This window comes from Sporosarcina sp. YIM B06819 (assembly GCF_033485175.1).
GTDB lineage: Bacteria > Bacillota > Bacilli > Bacillales_A > Planococcaceae > Sporosarcina.
In genome coordinates this window covers 1-17213 of record NZ_JAWLIQ010000008.1, presented here as the reverse complement: position 1 = coordinate 17213, position 17213 = coordinate 1, and the positions used below count along the sequence as shown (strand labels likewise).

The 17213-nt window shown below is 37.7% G+C and carries 17 protein-coding genes; all 17 read left to right on the top strand.

Features of this window, described 5'->3' with window-relative positions:
- Positions 1-187: 187 nt before the first annotated feature.
- The 17 genes from R2B72_RS06425 (at position 188) to R2B72_RS18625 (ending at position 17103) form a co-directional block, all read left to right on the top strand.
- Positions 188-1927: a sensor histidine kinase gene (locus R2B72_RS06425; protein WP_318615578.1), complete on the top strand. Its 1740-nt coding sequence runs from the start codon at positions 188-190 to the stop codon at positions 1925-1927.
- Positions 1928-1936: 9 nt separating this feature from the next.
- Positions 1937-2653, top strand: coding sequence for a response regulator transcription factor (locus R2B72_RS06420; RefSeq protein WP_318615577.1), 717 nt, complete (start codon positions 1937-1939; stop codon positions 2651-2653).
- Positions 2654-2751: 98 nt separating this feature from the next.
- Positions 2752-4053 carry an extracellular solute-binding protein gene (locus R2B72_RS06415; protein ID WP_318615576.1) on the top strand — a complete coding sequence of 434 codons (1302 nt, stop codon included), beginning with the start codon at positions 2752-2754 and terminating at the stop codon, positions 4051-4053.
- 66 nt (positions 4054-4119) lie between these two features.
- Complete coding sequence (locus R2B72_RS06410) at positions 4120-4815, top strand: hypothetical protein (RefSeq protein ID WP_318615575.1); 696 nt, start codon at positions 4120-4122, stop codon at positions 4813-4815.
- A 14-nt stretch (positions 4816-4829) separates the two neighbouring features.
- Positions 4830-5738 carry a sugar ABC transporter permease gene (locus R2B72_RS06405; RefSeq protein WP_318615574.1) on the top strand — a complete coding sequence of 303 codons (909 nt, stop codon included), beginning with the start codon at positions 4830-4832 and terminating at the stop codon, positions 5736-5738.
- Positions 5728-6546 (top strand): carbohydrate ABC transporter permease, encoded by an 819-nt coding sequence (locus R2B72_RS06400; protein ID WP_318615573.1) that lies wholly within the window; start codon positions 5728-5730, stop codon positions 6544-6546. Before R2B72_RS06405 ends, R2B72_RS06400 begins: the two co-directional genes overlap by 11 nt.
- A 137-nt stretch (positions 6547-6683) precedes the next feature.
- On the top strand, positions 6684-8312 hold the full coding sequence (locus R2B72_RS06395; protein ID WP_318615572.1) for a hypothetical protein: 1629 nt from the start codon (positions 6684-6686) through the stop codon (positions 8310-8312).
- Positions 8302-9897, top strand: a complete 1596-nt coding sequence (locus R2B72_RS06390; protein ID WP_318615570.1) for an FAD-dependent oxidoreductase — start codon at positions 8302-8304, stop codon at positions 9895-9897. The genes R2B72_RS06395 and R2B72_RS06390 overlap by 11 nt, the downstream gene beginning before the upstream one ends.
- A 12-nt stretch (positions 9898-9909) precedes the next feature.
- Positions 9910-10860 (top strand): GNAT family N-acetyltransferase, encoded by a 951-nt coding sequence (locus R2B72_RS06385; protein WP_318615569.1) that lies wholly within the window; start codon positions 9910-9912, stop codon positions 10858-10860.
- A 12-nt stretch (positions 10861-10872) separates the two neighbouring features.
- The gene (locus R2B72_RS06380; protein ID WP_318615568.1) at positions 10873-11979 is read left to right on the top strand and encodes a GNAT family N-acetyltransferase; all 1107 of its coding nucleotides are present in this window, start codon (positions 10873-10875) and stop codon (positions 11977-11979) included.
- Between the two features lie 59 nt (positions 11980-12038).
- Positions 12039-12179 carry a hypothetical protein gene (locus R2B72_RS06375; RefSeq protein ID WP_318615567.1) on the top strand — a complete coding sequence of 47 codons (141 nt, stop codon included), beginning with the start codon at positions 12039-12041 and terminating at the stop codon, positions 12177-12179.
- 205 nt (positions 12180-12384) lie between these two features.
- Positions 12385-13749, top strand: coding sequence for an MATE family efflux transporter (locus R2B72_RS06370; protein WP_318615566.1), 1365 nt, complete (start codon positions 12385-12387; stop codon positions 13747-13749).
- Between the two features lie 135 nt (positions 13750-13884).
- Positions 13885-14187: a YunC family protein gene (locus R2B72_RS06365; RefSeq protein WP_318615565.1), complete on the top strand. Its 303-nt coding sequence runs from the start codon at positions 13885-13887 to the stop codon at positions 14185-14187.
- A 237-nt stretch (positions 14188-14424) separates the two neighbouring features.
- Complete coding sequence (locus tag R2B72_RS06360; protein WP_318615564.1) at positions 14425-15282, top strand: YitT family protein; 858 nt, start codon at positions 14425-14427, stop codon at positions 15280-15282.
- Between the two features lie 75 nt (positions 15283-15357).
- Positions 15358-15513: a DUF1540 domain-containing protein gene (locus tag R2B72_RS06355; RefSeq protein ID WP_203247655.1), complete on the top strand. Its 156-nt coding sequence runs from the start codon at positions 15358-15360 to the stop codon at positions 15511-15513.
- A 191-nt stretch (positions 15514-15704) separates the two neighbouring features.
- Positions 15705-16691, top strand: coding sequence for an SEC-C domain-containing protein (locus R2B72_RS06350; protein ID WP_318615563.1), 987 nt, complete (start codon positions 15705-15707; stop codon positions 16689-16691).
- Positions 16692-16941: 250 nt separating this feature from the next.
- Positions 16942-17103, top strand: a complete 162-nt coding sequence (locus R2B72_RS18625) for an RNA polymerase sigma factor (protein ID WP_412177803.1) — start codon at positions 16942-16944, stop codon at positions 17101-17103.
- Positions 17104-17213: the final 110 nt, after the last annotated feature.

Sequence of the window (17213 nt, the reverse complement as noted above, 5' to 3'; positions counted from 1 at the left end):
CGATTCATCAGCAGGGAATAGTAAATGAGTCAAAGAGGGCACTATCTAGTGTCCTTTTACTTTTGAATTGTTAAAGGTTAAAGCGTATTGGAGATTATAAAGGGTTGCGATATTATTGAAAGAATATTTTTACTATTGAGGATGCGGTCGGCCATTCCGAGATTAGTAGAACAGGGGGAATATCAGAATGTCTTTAAGAAATAAGATATTCATTACTTTTTCGTTACTATTATTACTCCCGCTAATAATCGTTGGATTAGTTGTACAGCATATATTTATATCTTCTAAAAGCGAAGAAGTTATTACTAAAGTAGAGAATACAATTATACAATTGAATCATAATTTAGATTTGATGTTAGAAGATGCATCAAGATCTACAATAACATTATTATATAACAAGGAATTGGTAAATGTTTTAAGAGAATATGATATGGATACACCTGAAAATTATAAAAAGTATAACCATATCCAATTACTTTCACTATTTTTAGCAAGCATTACATTTAATAAAGATCAAATATATGGTATGCATGTATTCACAAATAACGGACAATTATTTAGTCATATGGATAATTATAGAATTGAAGATCATATTAATTTACAAGAACAAGAGTGGTATGTAAAAGCGAAAGAACAAAGAGGTGGGTGGATTACATATTATGATGAAAATCCAATTTATTATAAAAATAACACGGAAAAATACGTCAGTTTTTTAAGACTATTAAGGGACCCGGAAAATCAACAGGAGCTAGGCGTCATTAGAATTGATTTTTCACCAGAGTATCTAAAGGAGATTACTCAACAGTTAGGAAGCGAGAACTGGCAGATCTCTACTGCGCAAAATGAGCCTTTCATGGGAAGTCAGAGCGACCATCTATTAGCGAATTGTATAAAAAATCAAAGTTGGGTCGAAAACAAAAAATCTGGTCGGATGTATCTTTGTGTAACACATACATCAACAAAAACCGGTTTGAAAATAAGCAATGTTATTCCTAAAGATTATTTGTATAGTGAAATAAAAGAGTTCAATTCTTTCTTACTGCTATTAATAGGATTTTGCCTACTGATTTCTGTGCTTATTTCTTACTATTTGACGAATTATCTATTAAAGCCATTAGAGTTGTTAAAGATGAGAATTAGCTTGTTTCAAAAGAATAAGTTGTCAAACAGCAATCATATTCAGTCTAAGGATGAAATAGTAGAATTACGAGCAGCGTATGACGGAATGTTATTTGATATAGATTATTTGGTCGAAGAAGTGTATGAAATAAGTTTGAGAAATTCGGAAGCGGAATATAAGGCGTTACAGTCTCAAATGGACCCACATTTTCTTTTTAATACATTGGAATCAATTAACATGAAAGCGATCAATAATGATCAATTTGAGATTTCAGATATGATTGCCCAATTGGGGAAGTTAATTAGATATCGCTTGAAGAATGAAGAACAACAAATACCACTTCAAGAAGAAATAATATTCGCGAAAACGTATGTAAGTATTATGAAGAATCGATTAGAAGATGCTCTCGATGTTTATTGGCAAGTAGAGGAAGAGGTTGTGGATCATTTGGTGCCAAAATATATCATTCAACCACTAATCGAAAACTCAGTCATGCATGGCTATAGTAATAGAGTTAAAAGAGTTGAGATACTTGTGAAAGTTAAAATGATAGGATCTGCACTTACTATATCAGTGAGTGACAATGGCTCTGGGATAGATGATAGTGGACTATTAAAGATAAAAGAGTCATTAAAGTACAGTACATTGAATAATAACGATGGTGAAAACTTGACGCAACATAAAAATGGCATCGCGTTGGTGAATATCAATAGACGGTTAAGACTTATTCATGGGATTAATAGTATGTTACATATTTCATCAAAAGAGGGCGAAGGGACAGAGGTAGAAATCATCATTAGAAAATAGGTGATAAGTTTGAAAAAAGTTTTGTTAGTGGATGATGAAAAAGTAATAAGAATAGGAATAAAGAAATTATTGGAGGATGTTATAACTGGCTATAAGGTTATGTGGGAAGCATCTAACGGTTATGAAGCTCTTGAAATTGCAAATATAGAAGTACCTGATCTTGTGATTACAGACATTAGGATGCCAGAGATGAATGGTATTGATTTCATCTCTTACTTTAAAAAAAGGCATCCATCAGTGTCCGTAATCGTTATTAGTGGTCACGATGATTTTAGCTATGTAAGAGAGGCGTTAAAGTTAGGTGTAAAAGACTATTTGTTAAAACCCATAAGTAGAAGTGATCTCGCAAGTATTCTTCAAAATATAGATAATGAGTCTAGTGCTAAAAAAGGTTTGAGTGATCCAAGTGAGTCTGCAAACATCAGTAAAATTAAAGATGTCATTAAAGAGAATTTAGAAAAAGAGATCACTTTACATTTCATTTCAAATGCGCTAAATCTTCATCCAAATTATATTAGCCAGCTATTCAAACGACAAACAACTATAAAGTTATCAGACTACATCATTCAACAAAGAATAGATAAATCTAAAGAATTATTAACTAAAACGAATCTCAAAATATATGATATCGCCTATTTAGTGGGTTATACGAATTCAAAACATTTTTCTGTCGTTTTTAAAAAAACAGTTGGGGAGACCCCTTATCAATATAGGCATAAAAAATGAGAAATCTTAATATTACAAACCTTTTCTTAATATAGATTAATTATAAAGCGCTTTCATTATTAGTATTATAGTAATAAGAATACAAGGGAGGGAAGGCTATGAAAAAGTATTTATTGTTGATTTTCAGTCTGGTAATGATTTTCCTTGCTGCCTGCAGTAACGAGGATTCAACGGGCGAGAGTAAGGGGGAAGGGGCAACTAGTACTGATAAAAAAGGGGACGTCGAGTTAACGTTCTCCATATGGGGAAATGATCAACACGCGGGAATGTATGAGGAAGTTATCAAAGGGTTTTATGAGGAAAACCCAAACATTAAAGTGAAGATTGATTTGATCCCGTTTCCAGATTATCAGCAAAAGATGTCCGTACTTGCCGCTGGAAATGAATTGCCGGATGTAGGTTGGGTTTCAGAAGCAATGGTATCCCAATTTAAAAAGAATAATATTTTGAGTGATCTTTCAGAGTTTGGTGAGGATGCAGCCTTTGATATGGATGATTTTATCCCTTCCACTCTGGAATTATGGAAACATGATGGAAAACTTTTGGGGTTACCATTTTCTACACCACCGATGATTTTGTACTACAACAAAACGATGTTCGAAGAGGCTGGTTTAGAAACACCGACGGAACTAGCACTTAAGGGTGAATGGACATGGGAACAATTTGAAGAAGCTGCTAAAGCTTTATCAGCTGGTGAAGGAACCAATCGAACATATGGAGCAAGATTATTTAGGGAATGGACTAACTTCGCAACCTTACCTTCTCATACAATCTCATATGGTGGATCAATGTTTTCTGACGATATGAAAGAATTCAAGTGGAATTCTCCAGAAGGAATTAAGACATTTGAGATGCTAAATCGTATGATGTTCGAGGATAAATCACATGTACCACCAGGCGAGAATATTGAATATGAAGGCGGAAAAGTTGGTATGTATTCCGCTATGTATAGTTATATGACAAATGCAAGACAAATCACTGACTTTGAATGGGATATTGCTCCACTGCCAAAAGGGCCTAATGGGAGGGCTCCATTACTAGGGCAAGCGGGCATTGTTGCATTCGAGGGCAGTAAACATCCGGAAGAGGCAAAAAAGTTACTTAAATTTTTGGCGAGTGAAGTAGGTATTCAAGCACAGTCAGAATTTTTTGTTCCAGCAAGAAAAAGTGTGCTGGAATCTGATAAGTTCATTAACATCCCAAATAATCCATCTAGAGAATCTATTCAGCTGGCTATGATTGATCAGATGAATGATGGCTACACATACCCGTTACATGAAGACTGGACAAAAATTGAAAGTGAAATTATCAAAGGAATTGATAAGCTGTACGCACAAATGGAATCCCCGGCTGCAATACTTGAACAAATGGAAAATGATATCAAGCCTTTATTACAATAACAAGACCAGATTAAAAGTAACGGTTTTTTATCCGTTACTTTTAATCTTATAAAGGGGGTATTGAAATTGGAAGCAACATTAAAGAAGTTGTTATGTAGTGAAAAAATGTCCGTCATTGTGAGCCTTCCAGAAAACCGTATGGATTTAGCGCAGGCGGCTATCGATGCGGGGGCAGATGCGCTCAAGTTTCATATTAATGTTTCACACCGAGCTAGCGGAAATGATTTCAAAGATGTTCAGGATTATGAAGAGATGTTTAAAGAAGTAAGGATAACATTCAATGGGCCAATTGGTATTGTGCTAGGTGATGAAATTGATAAGGTACTTACTGCAAATACAACAAAGTTAAAAGAGCTAGGTTTTAACTATTACTCACTGTATGCAAAAGATATTGGTTCGAAAATGCTACTTCAGAGTGACCTGGAATGTACAGTGGCAGTCGACGATAAGTTTTGCCATGAATGGATAGGGGGTATCGAGTCATTTAATATACAAGCAGTTGAACTATCGATTGTAAAAAAAGAAGACTATGGAAAACCGTTGAACTTTGAAGATTTAATTTCTTATAAAAGTTATCGAGAAAAAACGAAGTTGCCGCTTGTAGTTCCTTCGCAAAAAAAGATTGTGCCAGAAGATTTAATAATTCTTCAGGAAATCGGTATCAATGCAGTTATGCTAGGCGCTGTAACAATTGGTCATACAGTTGAATCTATTTTTGAAACAGTTTCAAGGTTTACTAAAAAGGAAATTAAGAACGTTTAATGAGGGTGAGATAAATGGTTGGACACTTCAGTAAAGGAAAAAAGCTTAATTCTAAATGGAGTGACAATATAACAGGCTGGTTATTTGTCTCACCTATGTTAATAGGATTTTCAATATTTATGTTTGGTCCATTATTATATGCTTTTTTTATTAGTTTAAATGATTGGCCGCTACTAGGAGAAGAAACCTTTGTGGGGATGAAGAATTACGAAACGTTGATTCAAGATCCTACATTTATTAAATCGTTAGTGAATACTTTATTATTTAGTTTAGGATTAGTCCCTTTTAATATACTTTTGGCAATGTTTTTAGCATCCCTGTTAAGGGAGAAGTTCTTTGGGATTGGCTTATTTAGAACAGCTATATTTGTACCGGTAGTAACATCGTTAATTGTCTGGTCAATTGTTTGGAAGTATTTGCTGGCCTCTGAATTAGGATTTATTAATCAAATGTTAGCTTTGGTAGGCATAGAAGGGCCTTCATGGCTGCTAAGTGTATCAACTGCTTTACCGGTAGTTATTTTTGTAAGTGTTCTTAAAAATGTTGGGTTAAACATGATTTTATTTTTAACTGCGATGCAACAAGTCCCAGTAGAATTATATGAAGCATCGGAGCTTGATGGTGCAACTAGTTTTAGAAAGTTTAGAAGCGTAACATTACCACTAATTACACCAACAGTATTTTTAACGATGATTATTACTACAATTGGTGCTATGAAAGTATTTGGACAAATCTACGTTATGACTCGTGGTGGACCAGTTGATAGTACTAAGGTGCTAGTGTACTACATTTGGGAAACAGCCTTTAAGCATTTCGATATGGGCTATGCATCGGCGTTAGCATTTGTGTTGTTCTTTATTTTGCTAGGATTCACCATTTTATCTTGGGTTGTTAGAAAGAGGTGGGTTTTCTATGAAGAATAAAGGTAGAAACCTATTTAAATATATTACACTTTTATTAATAACATTCTTAATGATTGGTCCGTTACTATGGATGATTGCTACTTCTTTAAAGGAACCTGCCAAAACCTTCACGCAATTTCTACCTAACCCGATTAGATGGGCCAATTATACGGATGTATTAGGTAATTCAACTTTTTTGAAACAATATTGGAATAGTATTTATATAGCAGTATTAGTTACACTATTGGTCTTGTTATTTTCTTCAATGGCTGGGTATGCTTTTGCTAGAATTAAATTCATGGGTAGAAATGTAATTTTTCTGTTGTTATTAAGTGTCCTGATGATTCCTGCGGAAGTGACGATCATTCCATTATTTTTATTCATGCGTGATATTGGGCTTATTAACACGCATCTTCCATTAATTTTATTACCTACATTTGGTGCCTCTGGTGCTTTTGGTGTCTTTTTAATGCGACAGTTTTTTATTATGATACCTAAAGAATTAGAAGAGGCGGCAATAATGGATGGCTGCTCAAAGTTTAAGATTTATTGGAGAATTATGTTACCGTTATCCATCCCAGCTCTATCAACATTGACAATATTTACATTTTTAGCGAATTGGGATGAATTTTTATATCCATTGATATTTATTAATTCGCGAGAACTCATGACATTGCCAATTGGATTATCCCTATTTACTGATGAGACGGGTACTGCATGGCATCATTTAATGAGTGCAACGACATTAGCGACAATACCTTTATTAATCATATTTTTCTTTGCTCAAAAGAAATTTATAGAAGGAATGACAGCAGGTAGTATTAAATGAGTTAATGAAATCAAAAAGGGCACTAGTGGTGTCCTTTTAATGCTGAAAAAAGAAAGGTGTAGATCATCATAACTAACATTATTTATTGGGATAATCACGAAACCGTATTGTTTGCCGTTGAAGAGTTAAGAAGGCTTATGCGAGAAGCTGGATACGAAAGTACGATTGGTGGTCAATCAACATTCATTGAACCTAGTAAGAATCGTCAGAGAATCATTCTAATTAGAGCAAACGACTATCGTGCACTCGGGAATAAGAACAGCACTATTACAATAAAGTATGATGGTTTTTCATACGTTAGCGTAGGCAATGATGTGTGGATTATTGGCAATGAGCCGCGTTCGATTCTTTATGGCGTGTACAGGTATTGTAGACAGCAGTTTGGCTATCGCTGGATTGAGTTGGACAAAGAGACCATTGTTAAACCGATATCCACGACGAAAGAAGAGTTAACGATTTACGAACCATTGTTTGCGAGGCGTGGCAATATACTTGAAACAATTAATGATCCCGTTTATATTCAAACCCTTATTGATTGGGGAGTTAAAAATGGACACAATGAGTATTTCTTTACGTTTTTCTTATGGGATGCTATCAAGTCGTATGTGACTCCAGCCTTGCGAAAACGAGGTGTTCATGTCACGTTGGGCGGGCATAGTTTAAGTTACTTGCTTAAAGAGATACAAAAAGAATCGGCTGGTAACATGCTTGGGCGAGACGAAAAACTAAAGTTTTTTGCTGAAAATACATATCTTCAGGATAAAGTCATTGATAAAATCGTTGCAATTTGCTTGGAAAACAAAGTGGTGACTAGAATCTCGTTGTGGCCTGAAGATATCGGAATTGATGAGAAAAACGCCCATGGATTTTTACCGACCTATATTCGTTTTACTGAAAAATTGAAGCTTGCGCTTAATGGAGTAGGGCTACAAGTAGAAGTAGAATATATTGTCTACAATGCCGGTTTGTCTTGGAACATGTTAGAAAGGGAGCATCAAACGGAAGCGTCTAATCAAGTTGATGCTTTGTACGCTTATTGGGGAAGGGATTACTCATCGGGAATTGATGCCAATGAACCTCGACAAGAGAGGGCTTATCAAGCATTGCGGGACTGGAACGAGCAGGCTCGAAAACAAGGGAGATCGTTAACGGTTTTGGAGTATTATAGTGATCATTTCATGTTATCAGAGTTATTCCCCCCACTTCTTATGAGAATTCAGCAGGATTTGCAGGATTATAAACAATTGGCTATCAATGGCGTGTTAAATTTAATTGTGCCAACACACCAAAAGCAACCTGTGCGAATGGCTGACTACCCGTGGAAATGGATTCACCATTTGAATAATTACGTTTATTCCCGAATTGCTTGGGGAGAAAAGTATGAGGTCGTTGTCGAAGAATATTTCGCAATGTTCAATGAAGATAAAGTTGTATTCCGTGACATGCTTATAGAATTAGAGAAACTGGTTTCCCAACATACAAAATGGAATTCGTCCCTATTTCCAGCTAGGGTAGTTGATCCGGAAAAAGTTCATGAACCAATGAATCATTTGATGATTCCAGCCTATTTACGTGAAGTATATGATTGTTTTTCTACATGGAATTTGGCCGATACTGAATCATTATTAGTCATTCAAACTAATTATAATTATCATGCATTTACGACAAAAGAAATGATGTTGATTTACTTTTATTATCTTAAAAAGACGGCCGAAATATATAAAGGTGAATGGACTTTAAAAGGAGGTTTTGAGGATGGACTTTAGTCAATTACATTATTATGTGCCAGCAGAAAAAGTAGACAATGCAGCAATTGTTGAGAAAAACCTTATTATTTACGGGGGAACGCCGGCTGGGATTACAGCAGCTATTCAGGCGACGAGAATGGGTCTTACTGTTGCCATCGTTGAGTTCAGTCAACATATTGGTGGGATGACTGCAAGTGGATTAGGTGCGACGGATCTTGGTGCAGAAGAAGCGGTTGGAGGTCTTTCCCGAGAGTTTTATCAAGAAATTGCGAAGTACTACCAAAAAGAAAAGCAATGGACATTTGAACCGAAGGCAGCTCGCTATGTGTTTGAGAAATGGATGAAAGACTATGATATTCCAGTATATTTTAACCAGCATTTAGCAGAGGTTATCAAAGAGAATGGGAAGATCATTGAAATTGGCATGGAAGATGGGCAACGTTATCAAGGACAGTTTTTCATGGATTGTAGCTACGAAGGTGATTTATTAGCGAAATCAGGGGTTAGCTATTTTGTTGGGCGGGAATCAAACGCAACGCATCAAGAAATTTATAATGGTATCCAGTTTGGTGCGCCACATCATAAATTTGAAAAGTGGATCGATCCTTATGTGATGCAAGGGCAGCCGGAGAGTGGCCTATTACCGGGAATTACGGAGGATGATCCAGGGGAATTAGGCTATCAAGGACAAGGGGATCATCGGATTCAAGCGTATAATTTCCGGGTTTGCTTGACGAAAAATCCGGAGAATCGTGTTCCTTTTCCGCAGCCACCCCGTTATGATGCAGAGCGATATCAGCTACTACTCCGGTATATTCAGGCTGGTGTTTGGGATGCAATGAACCTCCATACGATGCTGCCAAACGGAAAATCTGATCTGAATAATTATGGTGCGTTCTCAACAGACAATATTGGGATGAATTATGATTGGCCTGAAGGTAGTTATGAAAGACGTGAGGAAATCTTCCAGGATCACTTAACGTATGATCTTGGGATGCTGTATTTTTTAGCGAATGATTCCCGGGTTCCTGTTGCGATACGGGAGGAAGTAGCTGCTTGGGGGTTGCCGAAAGATGAGTTTGAAACAACGGGACACTGGCCGCATCAGTTGTATATTCGTGAAGGCAGAAGAATGATTTCTGATTATGTCATGACAGATCGCAATTGCCTGCAACAGACCTTTGTGGATGATTCAATTGGTTTAGCTTCATTCCATATGGATTCACATAACTGTCGACGCGTTGTCATCGATGGCAGATGCGTGAATGAGGGAGATGTTCAGGTGCCAATCGGTCCTTATGAAATTTCGTATCGTTCCATTCGTCCGAAGACTGAGGAATGTACCAATTTACTTGTCCCTGTATGCCTTTCTAGCTCGCATATTGCTTATGGTTCAATTCGAATGGAGCCGATATTTATGATATTAGGTCAGTCGGCAGCTACGGCTGCAGCCCTTGCCTATAAGCATAAAACAACTGTCCAAGAAGTGGATTATGGACAATTAAGGCAAGAGCTTTTACAAGCTAATCAAGTGGTGGAATGGGGCGCAGATAAGGTAGATGATCCGATTAAACGAATGACAGAAACGTTCGGGAAAGAATGAGGAGGGGATTAGATGAACATCATTGCTTGGAATCGTAATAGACTAGCAGAGTTAGTGGATTTATGGAATAAAGAATTGGCCGCTGAATTCCCAATGCGTGAAGAATTGTTTAAACAAAATAGTTTTGATGATTTAAACGTTTCTTATGATAGTTCTTATATGGCGGTTGATGAACATGACCAGGTGATTGGGTTTGTAGTAGCAAAACGTTGGCAAGAAACGATCGACGTGAAGATGGACCTTAAAAGAGGATGGATTCAAGTGCTGTTAGTGGACAGTGACCATCGTGGAAAAGGGATTGGTACGGCATTATACGACCGTGCGGAAGTTGGTTTAAAAGTTCATGGCATTGAGGAAATCCAATTGGCAGGAGATCCATTTCACTACTTCTCAGGCATACCGGGTCAATATCAGGCTGTACAACAATGGGCAGAAAAGCATGGCTATGTTAAGAGGATTGACACATTTGATTTAATAAATTATTTGAATAAAAAATATGACTTACCTGTTGATGATTTAGTTACATTTTCAATACTAAAAAAAGGAGAGCAGGCAGACCTGATTTCGTTTTTAGAAAGATGTTTTCCAGGAAGATGGGTCTATGAAACTATGAAGTATTTTGAGATGAATGGGAATGGCCGTGAATTTGTAGTCATCAAAAAGAACGATAAAATCATTGGGTTTTGTAGGATAAATGATAGCCAATCACCATTCATTGCACAAAACGTTTATTGGAGTCCTCTTTTTAATGAGGAAGTTGGTGGTATTGGTCCATTAGGAATTGATGCGAACGAACAAAAGCAGGGCTATGGATTAGCGATTGTTCAAGCGGCAATGGCTTATTTACAACAGCGCAATATTGAAGCGATCATTATTGATTGGACGATTTTAGTGGACTTTTATAAAAAATTAGATTTTGACCCGTGGAAGAAATATGGCGTGTATTTAAAAAATGTTAAGTGAGGAGAAGGATTTATGGAAATCCGACAACTAAAGCCAGCCGAATTTGAACAAGCAATCCAATTAGCCGATGATACGTTCCGTGAGCAAGGACATACATCAATGGGCGAGGCGTTTCCACATGTTTTCTCGCCACAATTGCAGCAATCCTTTGGTGCTTTTGATGGGGATAGGCTAGTGAGTTTTATGGGATTAGTTCCTGCTACCATTCAGATTGGTGAAGCTTCGCTGACTGTTTATTCACTCGGAGCGGTTTGCACGCATGAAGAGTATCGGAAACAAGGGATATCGACAAAAATCTTGAAGGAAATCTATCGGTATATCAATCATGCAGCCGCGTCATTATTATTCGTTTCTGGAGACCGTGGGATGTATATGCGAAATCAATGTTATCATTTCGGCAAAACTTATTCTTATTTAATCAATAAATCGACTGTAAATAAAGCAGGATATGTAGGGGAGATACGAAGAGGTCAACCGGCAGATCTATTTCAAATCGATCGGATAAAACGAGCAACCCAAGTCCGGTTTGATAATAGTATATGGGAATGGCAGGTTCTCCTTGAGGCGAGTGGTTTTGCGAGTATTTTCAAAATGAAACAGTCGTTATATGTGGCTAGTCAGGATGGTGTGATAGAAGGGTATGTAGTGATGGGGATGCCTACTGAAAATAGTACAAAAGAACAGGCGATTGTAACGGAATGGGGTGGCGATTCTAAAGCTATCTACGGAATTTTGCTGAATCTGTTGGAAAATGATGTTGTGTCAGAAATTGAATTAACGATTCCCTGGCATGAAAAATTGCGTGAAGAACTAAGCGCGTATCCCTATAAGGAAATCCAGAATGCTGGAACCATTCATATTGTGAATGCGGCAAGACTGATTGATCAATTAATGCCTTATGTATACGACAAAAATCCTATAGTAGCTCAAAATCTCACCGTTGAAACATTGGAGGACGATCATGTGATTTTTCGTTATCATAAGGAGTCGAAAATATCACTGGGGGTAGACGAGTTGGTAGCGCTGTTGTTTGATCCACACGGGGGATCTGCATTCGTGGCGTTGCAAACGATTTTCCCTATTCCATTGCCACATACGGAAGGACTGTATTTTGTGTAGGGAAGATAGTTTTGAAACTACGAAAACAGGTAAAGAAGTGTAGTAGGGAAATGTTAACAATGGCGGTTGTTATTTTGGCTGAACTAGAAAAAAACGATTTTCGATTGGCTTTAATAACGGTCAGCGTACTGCAATCTGTTGATCAAGGAACCAAAGCTGATCATGGGGAAATAATATCAGGGGTATTGTTAAAGTCATAAGGAATCTGGATTTAATAGCTATGTCTCCCTAGAGTTAGAATGTTTGATTCTGTTGACTTGTGAAAAAAAACTAGGAATGGGAAATCAGTATCCTTCGTAATGAAAGGGTACTGCTTTTTTTATTGAGAAAAAGAAAGTGATTTATTCGGAATCTATGGTAAACTATGTCTTGTTTGAAAATGGATACAGAAAAGAAGGCGTTTAAATGACGGCAAAGAATAGCCCTGTCAAGCAGTTGAATTTATTTCATCTGACGTGGCCAATTTTTTTAGAAGTGTTTCTGTTTATGTTAATGGGGATTGCGGACACATTCATGTTGAGTGCGTTATCAGATGATGCGGTGTCTGGTGTGGGGGCGGCAAATCAGTATGTCCATATTGCGATACTTATTCTTGAAGTCGTGGGGAATGGCGCAGCGATTGTAGTATCACAATATATAGGCTCAAAAAGGTATCTCGAAGCCTCCAAAATTTCAGCGTTAGCAGTTACGTTGAACTTACTTGTTGGGCTTGTTATGAGTTTGATTTTCATCGTATTTTCAAAGCATATGATGGTAGCGATGAATTTACAAGGGGATGTACTTGAACATGCATCCAAGTATTTAATCATTGTTGGAGGAGCCATTTTCCTACAAGCGATTATCAATTCATTGTCAGCGATTATTCGTGTGCATGGTTTTACAAAGCAAACGATGTTTGTGTCATTGGGTATGAATATTATTCACGTAGTGGGTAACTATGTACTGATTTTCGGGAAGTTTGGTTTTCCAGAATTAGGTGTGCAGGGGGCGGCGATATCTTCTGTTGTTAGCCGGTTCTTGGCATTGCTTGTGTTTTTCTGGTTATTGTATCGCGTAATGGAGTACCGTGTGGAGTGGCGCTATTATATTACATTATCGAAAGAATACATTCGGAAAATATTACAGATTGGTATTCCATCTGCGTTTGAGCAAGTGATGTACCAAGGCTGTCAAATTGTCTTTTTGTATTATGTGACGTATTTAGGGGCGGAATCCTTAGCAGCGAGGCAATACGCTGTGAATATCTCGATGTTTACGTATTTATTCGCCATTGCGATTGGCATGGGAACGGCCATTATTGTCGGTCGCTTTGTCGGTGGCAATGAAAAAGATCAGGCGTATACAAGTGTTTGGTTTAGCGTTAAATGGGCATTGGTATTCACAGTATCAATGGTTACGCTCGTTATTTTATTCCGCTATCCATTAATGGGCTTATTTACAGATAATGCAGACATTATTAAAATAGGGGCAACCGTTTTATTGCTAAGTATTTTGCTAGAAACTGGGCGGACGATTAATATTATCGTCATTTCTTCGTTACGTGCAGCTGGAGATGCTAAATATCCAGTAATCATTGGTGCTTTTTCAATGGTCGCGATGAGTTTGCCACTGGGGTATTTATTGGTGTTCGTATTTGATATGGGACTCGTCGGTGTTTGGTTAGCCATTGCGGCGGATGAATGGACGCGTGCGGTTATAATGTATTTCCGATGGAAAAGTAGAAGATGGGAAAGATATGCTTTGGTGTCTCCTAATAAAAGTCGAGGATAAAGCCTCTGGTGGATGACACGGATATTGAAAGGGGTTAATGAAGTAAAAAGTGTACGCTTATTTGATATGCGCCTGTAACAGATGAACATCTTACGAGCCCCTTCCATATGTATAGAAAGGAAAGGGGCGGGTAAGATGATTACATCGACATCTATTGACATTGAAGGTCATACATTTACGGCGGTGACAGTATGTTTACCGAAAACGACGTTGTTAACAGTATCTAATGATAATGGCTATATTATGTGTGGTGCGTTAGATGTAGGGCTACTGAACACGCAGTTACAGGATCGAAAAATAATTGCAGGGCGAGCAGTTGGGGTCAAGACAATTGAGCAACTGCTACAAGCGCCAATGGAGTCAATTACACTGGAAGCGGAGCGGCTAGGTATTCATGTAGGAATGACTGGAGAACAGGCTTTGTTGAAAATGGCATGAGAAAATGGAGAAGATACTTTCCCGTGGGATTGACTGGCGGGTAAGATATCTTCTTTATTTTGGGGAATATTGTTATAATGGGTGTAGTGAATAGGTTGAACATCTGCGTAAATGCAGGAATCGTTGTGTAGCTTGGGCCAAGTGTTGTTTAACTTATCAGAAACGTTGCCTAGTGTAGGCGAGGCATTGTTTAGTTCATCGAAAATGTTGTTTTATTCACACGAAATGGAGGTACTTATGTTTTTTATTGAAGCAAAACGGATTATTATTGTTATTTTTGGCTCTTTTTTAGTAGCCGTCTCACTTAACTTCTTTTTGATCAATGCCAATGTCTATGCGAGTGGATTTGCCGGCGCGGCACAGCTGACGTCTAGTGTGTTTGAAGATTTTATGGATATCCGTATTAGTACAGGGGTTTTATTGTTACTGTTCAATATTCCGGTCTTTATATTAGGATGGTTCAAAGTAGGCAAAGGATTTACCATTTATAGTATCGTTTCGGTTATTTTTACGACAGCTTTTATGGAGCTACTACCGGTATTATCTGTGTCAGATGATATTATTTTAAATGCCGTATTTGGCGGTGTGATTGCTGGAGTCGGTGTTGGGTTATCGTTAAAGTTGGGTGCTTCGACTGGTGGCATGGATATTGTAGCGATGGTGTTATCACGTTTGCGCGATAAACCAATTGGTATGTACTTTTTACTGTTAAACGGTGTGATTATCGTGTTGGCGGGTATTGTCTATGAGCCGGAAAATGCGTTGTATACGATGTTGACGTTGTACGTCACAACGGTCGTCATTGATATGATTCATACACGTCATGAAAAAGTGACAGCCATGATTGTGACAAGTAAGGTGGATGAATTGCAACAAGCCATTCATCAAAAAATGGTACGAGGTATTACGATTCTTCCGGCAAAAGGTGCTTATTCAAAGGAAGATAAGAACATGCTGTATTTGGTGATTACACGTTATGAGTTATATGATTTGGAAACGATTATTAAGGAAATCGATCCAACGGCTTTTACAAACATTGTGCAAACAGTTGGCGTGTTTGGTTTCTTTCGACGTGAAGGTGAAGTTGTTGGTTAATATTAGGTATTGTTCAGAAAAAAAGTATCATTCTCTCCGATTTTGTTCATGCTAACAAAAAGGAGGTGTGACACGATGGCTCAAGAAATCCTATGTGAAGTGAATAACTGTAAGTTTTGGAGTGCTGGGGACAAATGCAGTGCGAAATCCATTTATGTCGTCAGCCAAAAAGGTAAAAAGGCAACGAGTAGTGAAGAAACAGATTGTAAAACATTTGTACCTAGGGACTAAGAGCCACCTTTCATGCCTTAAAAATGCTCTTTCTACGATACATAGTCGTAGAAAGAGTTTTTTTGTCGTATTATCTTTTGATAAAGCAAAATGATGAATATTATGACTGTTTAAGGCGACTGAAAAACATGTCTAACCCATTAGTAATCATGTATAATCATATAGAGTTAATGATTAAAGGACGTGTTTATATGATAGGACGTAATGAGCCATGCCTATGTGGCAGTGGCAAGAAGTATAAAAAATGCTGTGAATCGAAAGCGGCATTTTCAATAGAAGCAGTGCAGGTAGAAGAATTAGAACGCATTTTGCAAGCTTTCTATGAAGAGTATCCTGAAAGACGTGACATAGGGGATTACCTGCAAGTTGCGAACAAGTGGAAGGAATCGTTACAGAGCTATTTAATAGAAGAAATGATTGAAGCAATTGCAGTGGATGAATTCTTTTTCCATCATAAACCGGAGATTTGGACAAGCTATTTGGATAAGCAACGTAAGAAAATTATTCGTCCATCTGTACTACGGGTATTGGAGACATGGAACAACCCACGTGCTTTCATCGGAGAAGTTGTTGCAGTAGACGATGCTTATTTATCTGTGAAGAGTATTTTCGAAGATGAAACAATACAGTTAAGACGTGAAAGTGAAAAACCAGTCCCAGTAGGAGTGCATCTCTATTGCTTCATCTTGCCAGATGGAACAACGAAGGACAATCATTATTTAGCAGTATCAAGTTTACTATTCTTCCCGACAGATCATCAACAAGTGTTTGGGCAGTTTGCGAAGCAGTTTGAAGCGCAACAACAGCCCGTTTCAACATTTTTAAAAGAAAATGGTATCGCATTTTGGCAGCTACTTGGAGAAGATGGCTATGGTGGAGGAGAATTCACCAATTTTGAAGCAGGTGTCCTGCTCGAAGCCGTCGATTTTTTAGAGAAAAATGAGCGACAAACTGATAAGTTAGTAGAAGTACTTGAAGATTATTTGGTGGAACAGCAACCAAACGCTCGTAAAGAGGTAGCGATTGCAGCAGGTGCCATTCGTTTTGGTCAGGAAAATGGCTTATTTGAGCCCTTACAATTAACGATTAAGGAAATTGCAGAGTGGTTTGAAGTGTCCACTTCTTCTTTGAATAAATATTATAATGATTTAAATGCGTATTATACTAGCAAAGTATAATTGAAGAAATCTCACTCACTGGTTGCATATCCAGTCGAGTGGGATTTTTTATTTCATCTAAAAGTGAAACGAATGAAAAGTCTAACCCGTTATACTGAGTGAAAGTCCAAAACGAGACATGCGCATGGTCGTTTGAGTGAGGAGGTAAATGATGCAAGAGGATAATCTATGGGTTCAAGAAGTGCTTGCAGGGAATAAGCAAGCCTACGCACATCTGATTAATAAATATTAGAATCCTTTATTTGCAACAATTTTGCGGATGACAAAAAATCCACATGATGCTCAGGATTTAGTGCAGGAAGCCTTTATTAAAGTGTATGAGCAACTTGGGAAATATGATAGGACCGATTCTTTTGCCAGATGGATGTACCGTGTTGCCATTAACCATTGTATGGATAAATTTCGTATATGAATTTCAATATTCTTAAATATGAAGTTCCACTTTCGTTGATTGGAGCGTAAGGCGGCGACTCCTGCGGGAACAGCACGGGCTGAAGACCCTGGACTGAGCGTAGCGAGGGA

Coding starts and splice junctions, on each gene's coding strand:
- R2B72_RS06360 (WP_318615564.1), top strand. CDS start 14,425: ATGTTTTTTATTGAAGCAAAACGGATTATTATTGTTATTTTTGGCTCT.
- R2B72_RS06400 (WP_318615573.1), top strand. CDS start 5,728: ATGAAGAATAAAGGTAGAAACCTATTTAAATATATTACACTTTTATTA.
- R2B72_RS06395 (WP_318615572.1), top strand. CDS start 6,684: ATGCGAGAAGCTGGATACGAAAGTACGATTGGTGGTCAATCAACATTC.
- R2B72_RS06405 (WP_318615574.1), top strand. CDS start 4,830: ATGGTTGGACACTTCAGTAAAGGAAAAAAGCTTAATTCTAAATGGAGT.
- R2B72_RS06355 (WP_203247655.1), top strand. CDS start 15,358: ATGGCTCAAGAAATCCTATGTGAAGTGAATAACTGTAAGTTTTGGAGT.
- R2B72_RS06415 (WP_318615576.1), top strand. CDS start 2,752: ATGAAAAAGTATTTATTGTTGATTTTCAGTCTGGTAATGATTTTCCTT.
- R2B72_RS06385 (WP_318615569.1), top strand. CDS start 9,910: ATGAACATCATTGCTTGGAATCGTAATAGACTAGCAGAGTTAGTGGAT.
- R2B72_RS06350 (WP_318615563.1), top strand. CDS start 15,705: ATGATAGGACGTAATGAGCCATGCCTATGTGGCAGTGGCAAGAAGTAT.
- R2B72_RS06390 (WP_318615570.1), top strand. CDS start 8,302: ATGGACTTTAGTCAATTACATTATTATGTGCCAGCAGAAAAAGTAGAC.
- R2B72_RS06380 (WP_318615568.1), top strand. CDS start 10,873: ATGGAAATCCGACAACTAAAGCCAGCCGAATTTGAACAAGCAATCCAA.
- R2B72_RS06370 (WP_318615566.1), top strand. CDS start 12,385: ATGACGGCAAAGAATAGCCCTGTCAAGCAGTTGAATTTATTTCATCTG.
- R2B72_RS06375 (WP_318615567.1), top strand. CDS start 12,039: ATGGCGGTTGTTATTTTGGCTGAACTAGAAAAAAACGATTTTCGATTG.
- R2B72_RS06425 (WP_318615578.1), top strand. CDS start 188: ATGTCTTTAAGAAATAAGATATTCATTACTTTTTCGTTACTATTATTA.
- R2B72_RS06365 (WP_318615565.1), top strand. CDS start 13,885: ATGATTACATCGACATCTATTGACATTGAAGGTCATACATTTACGGCG.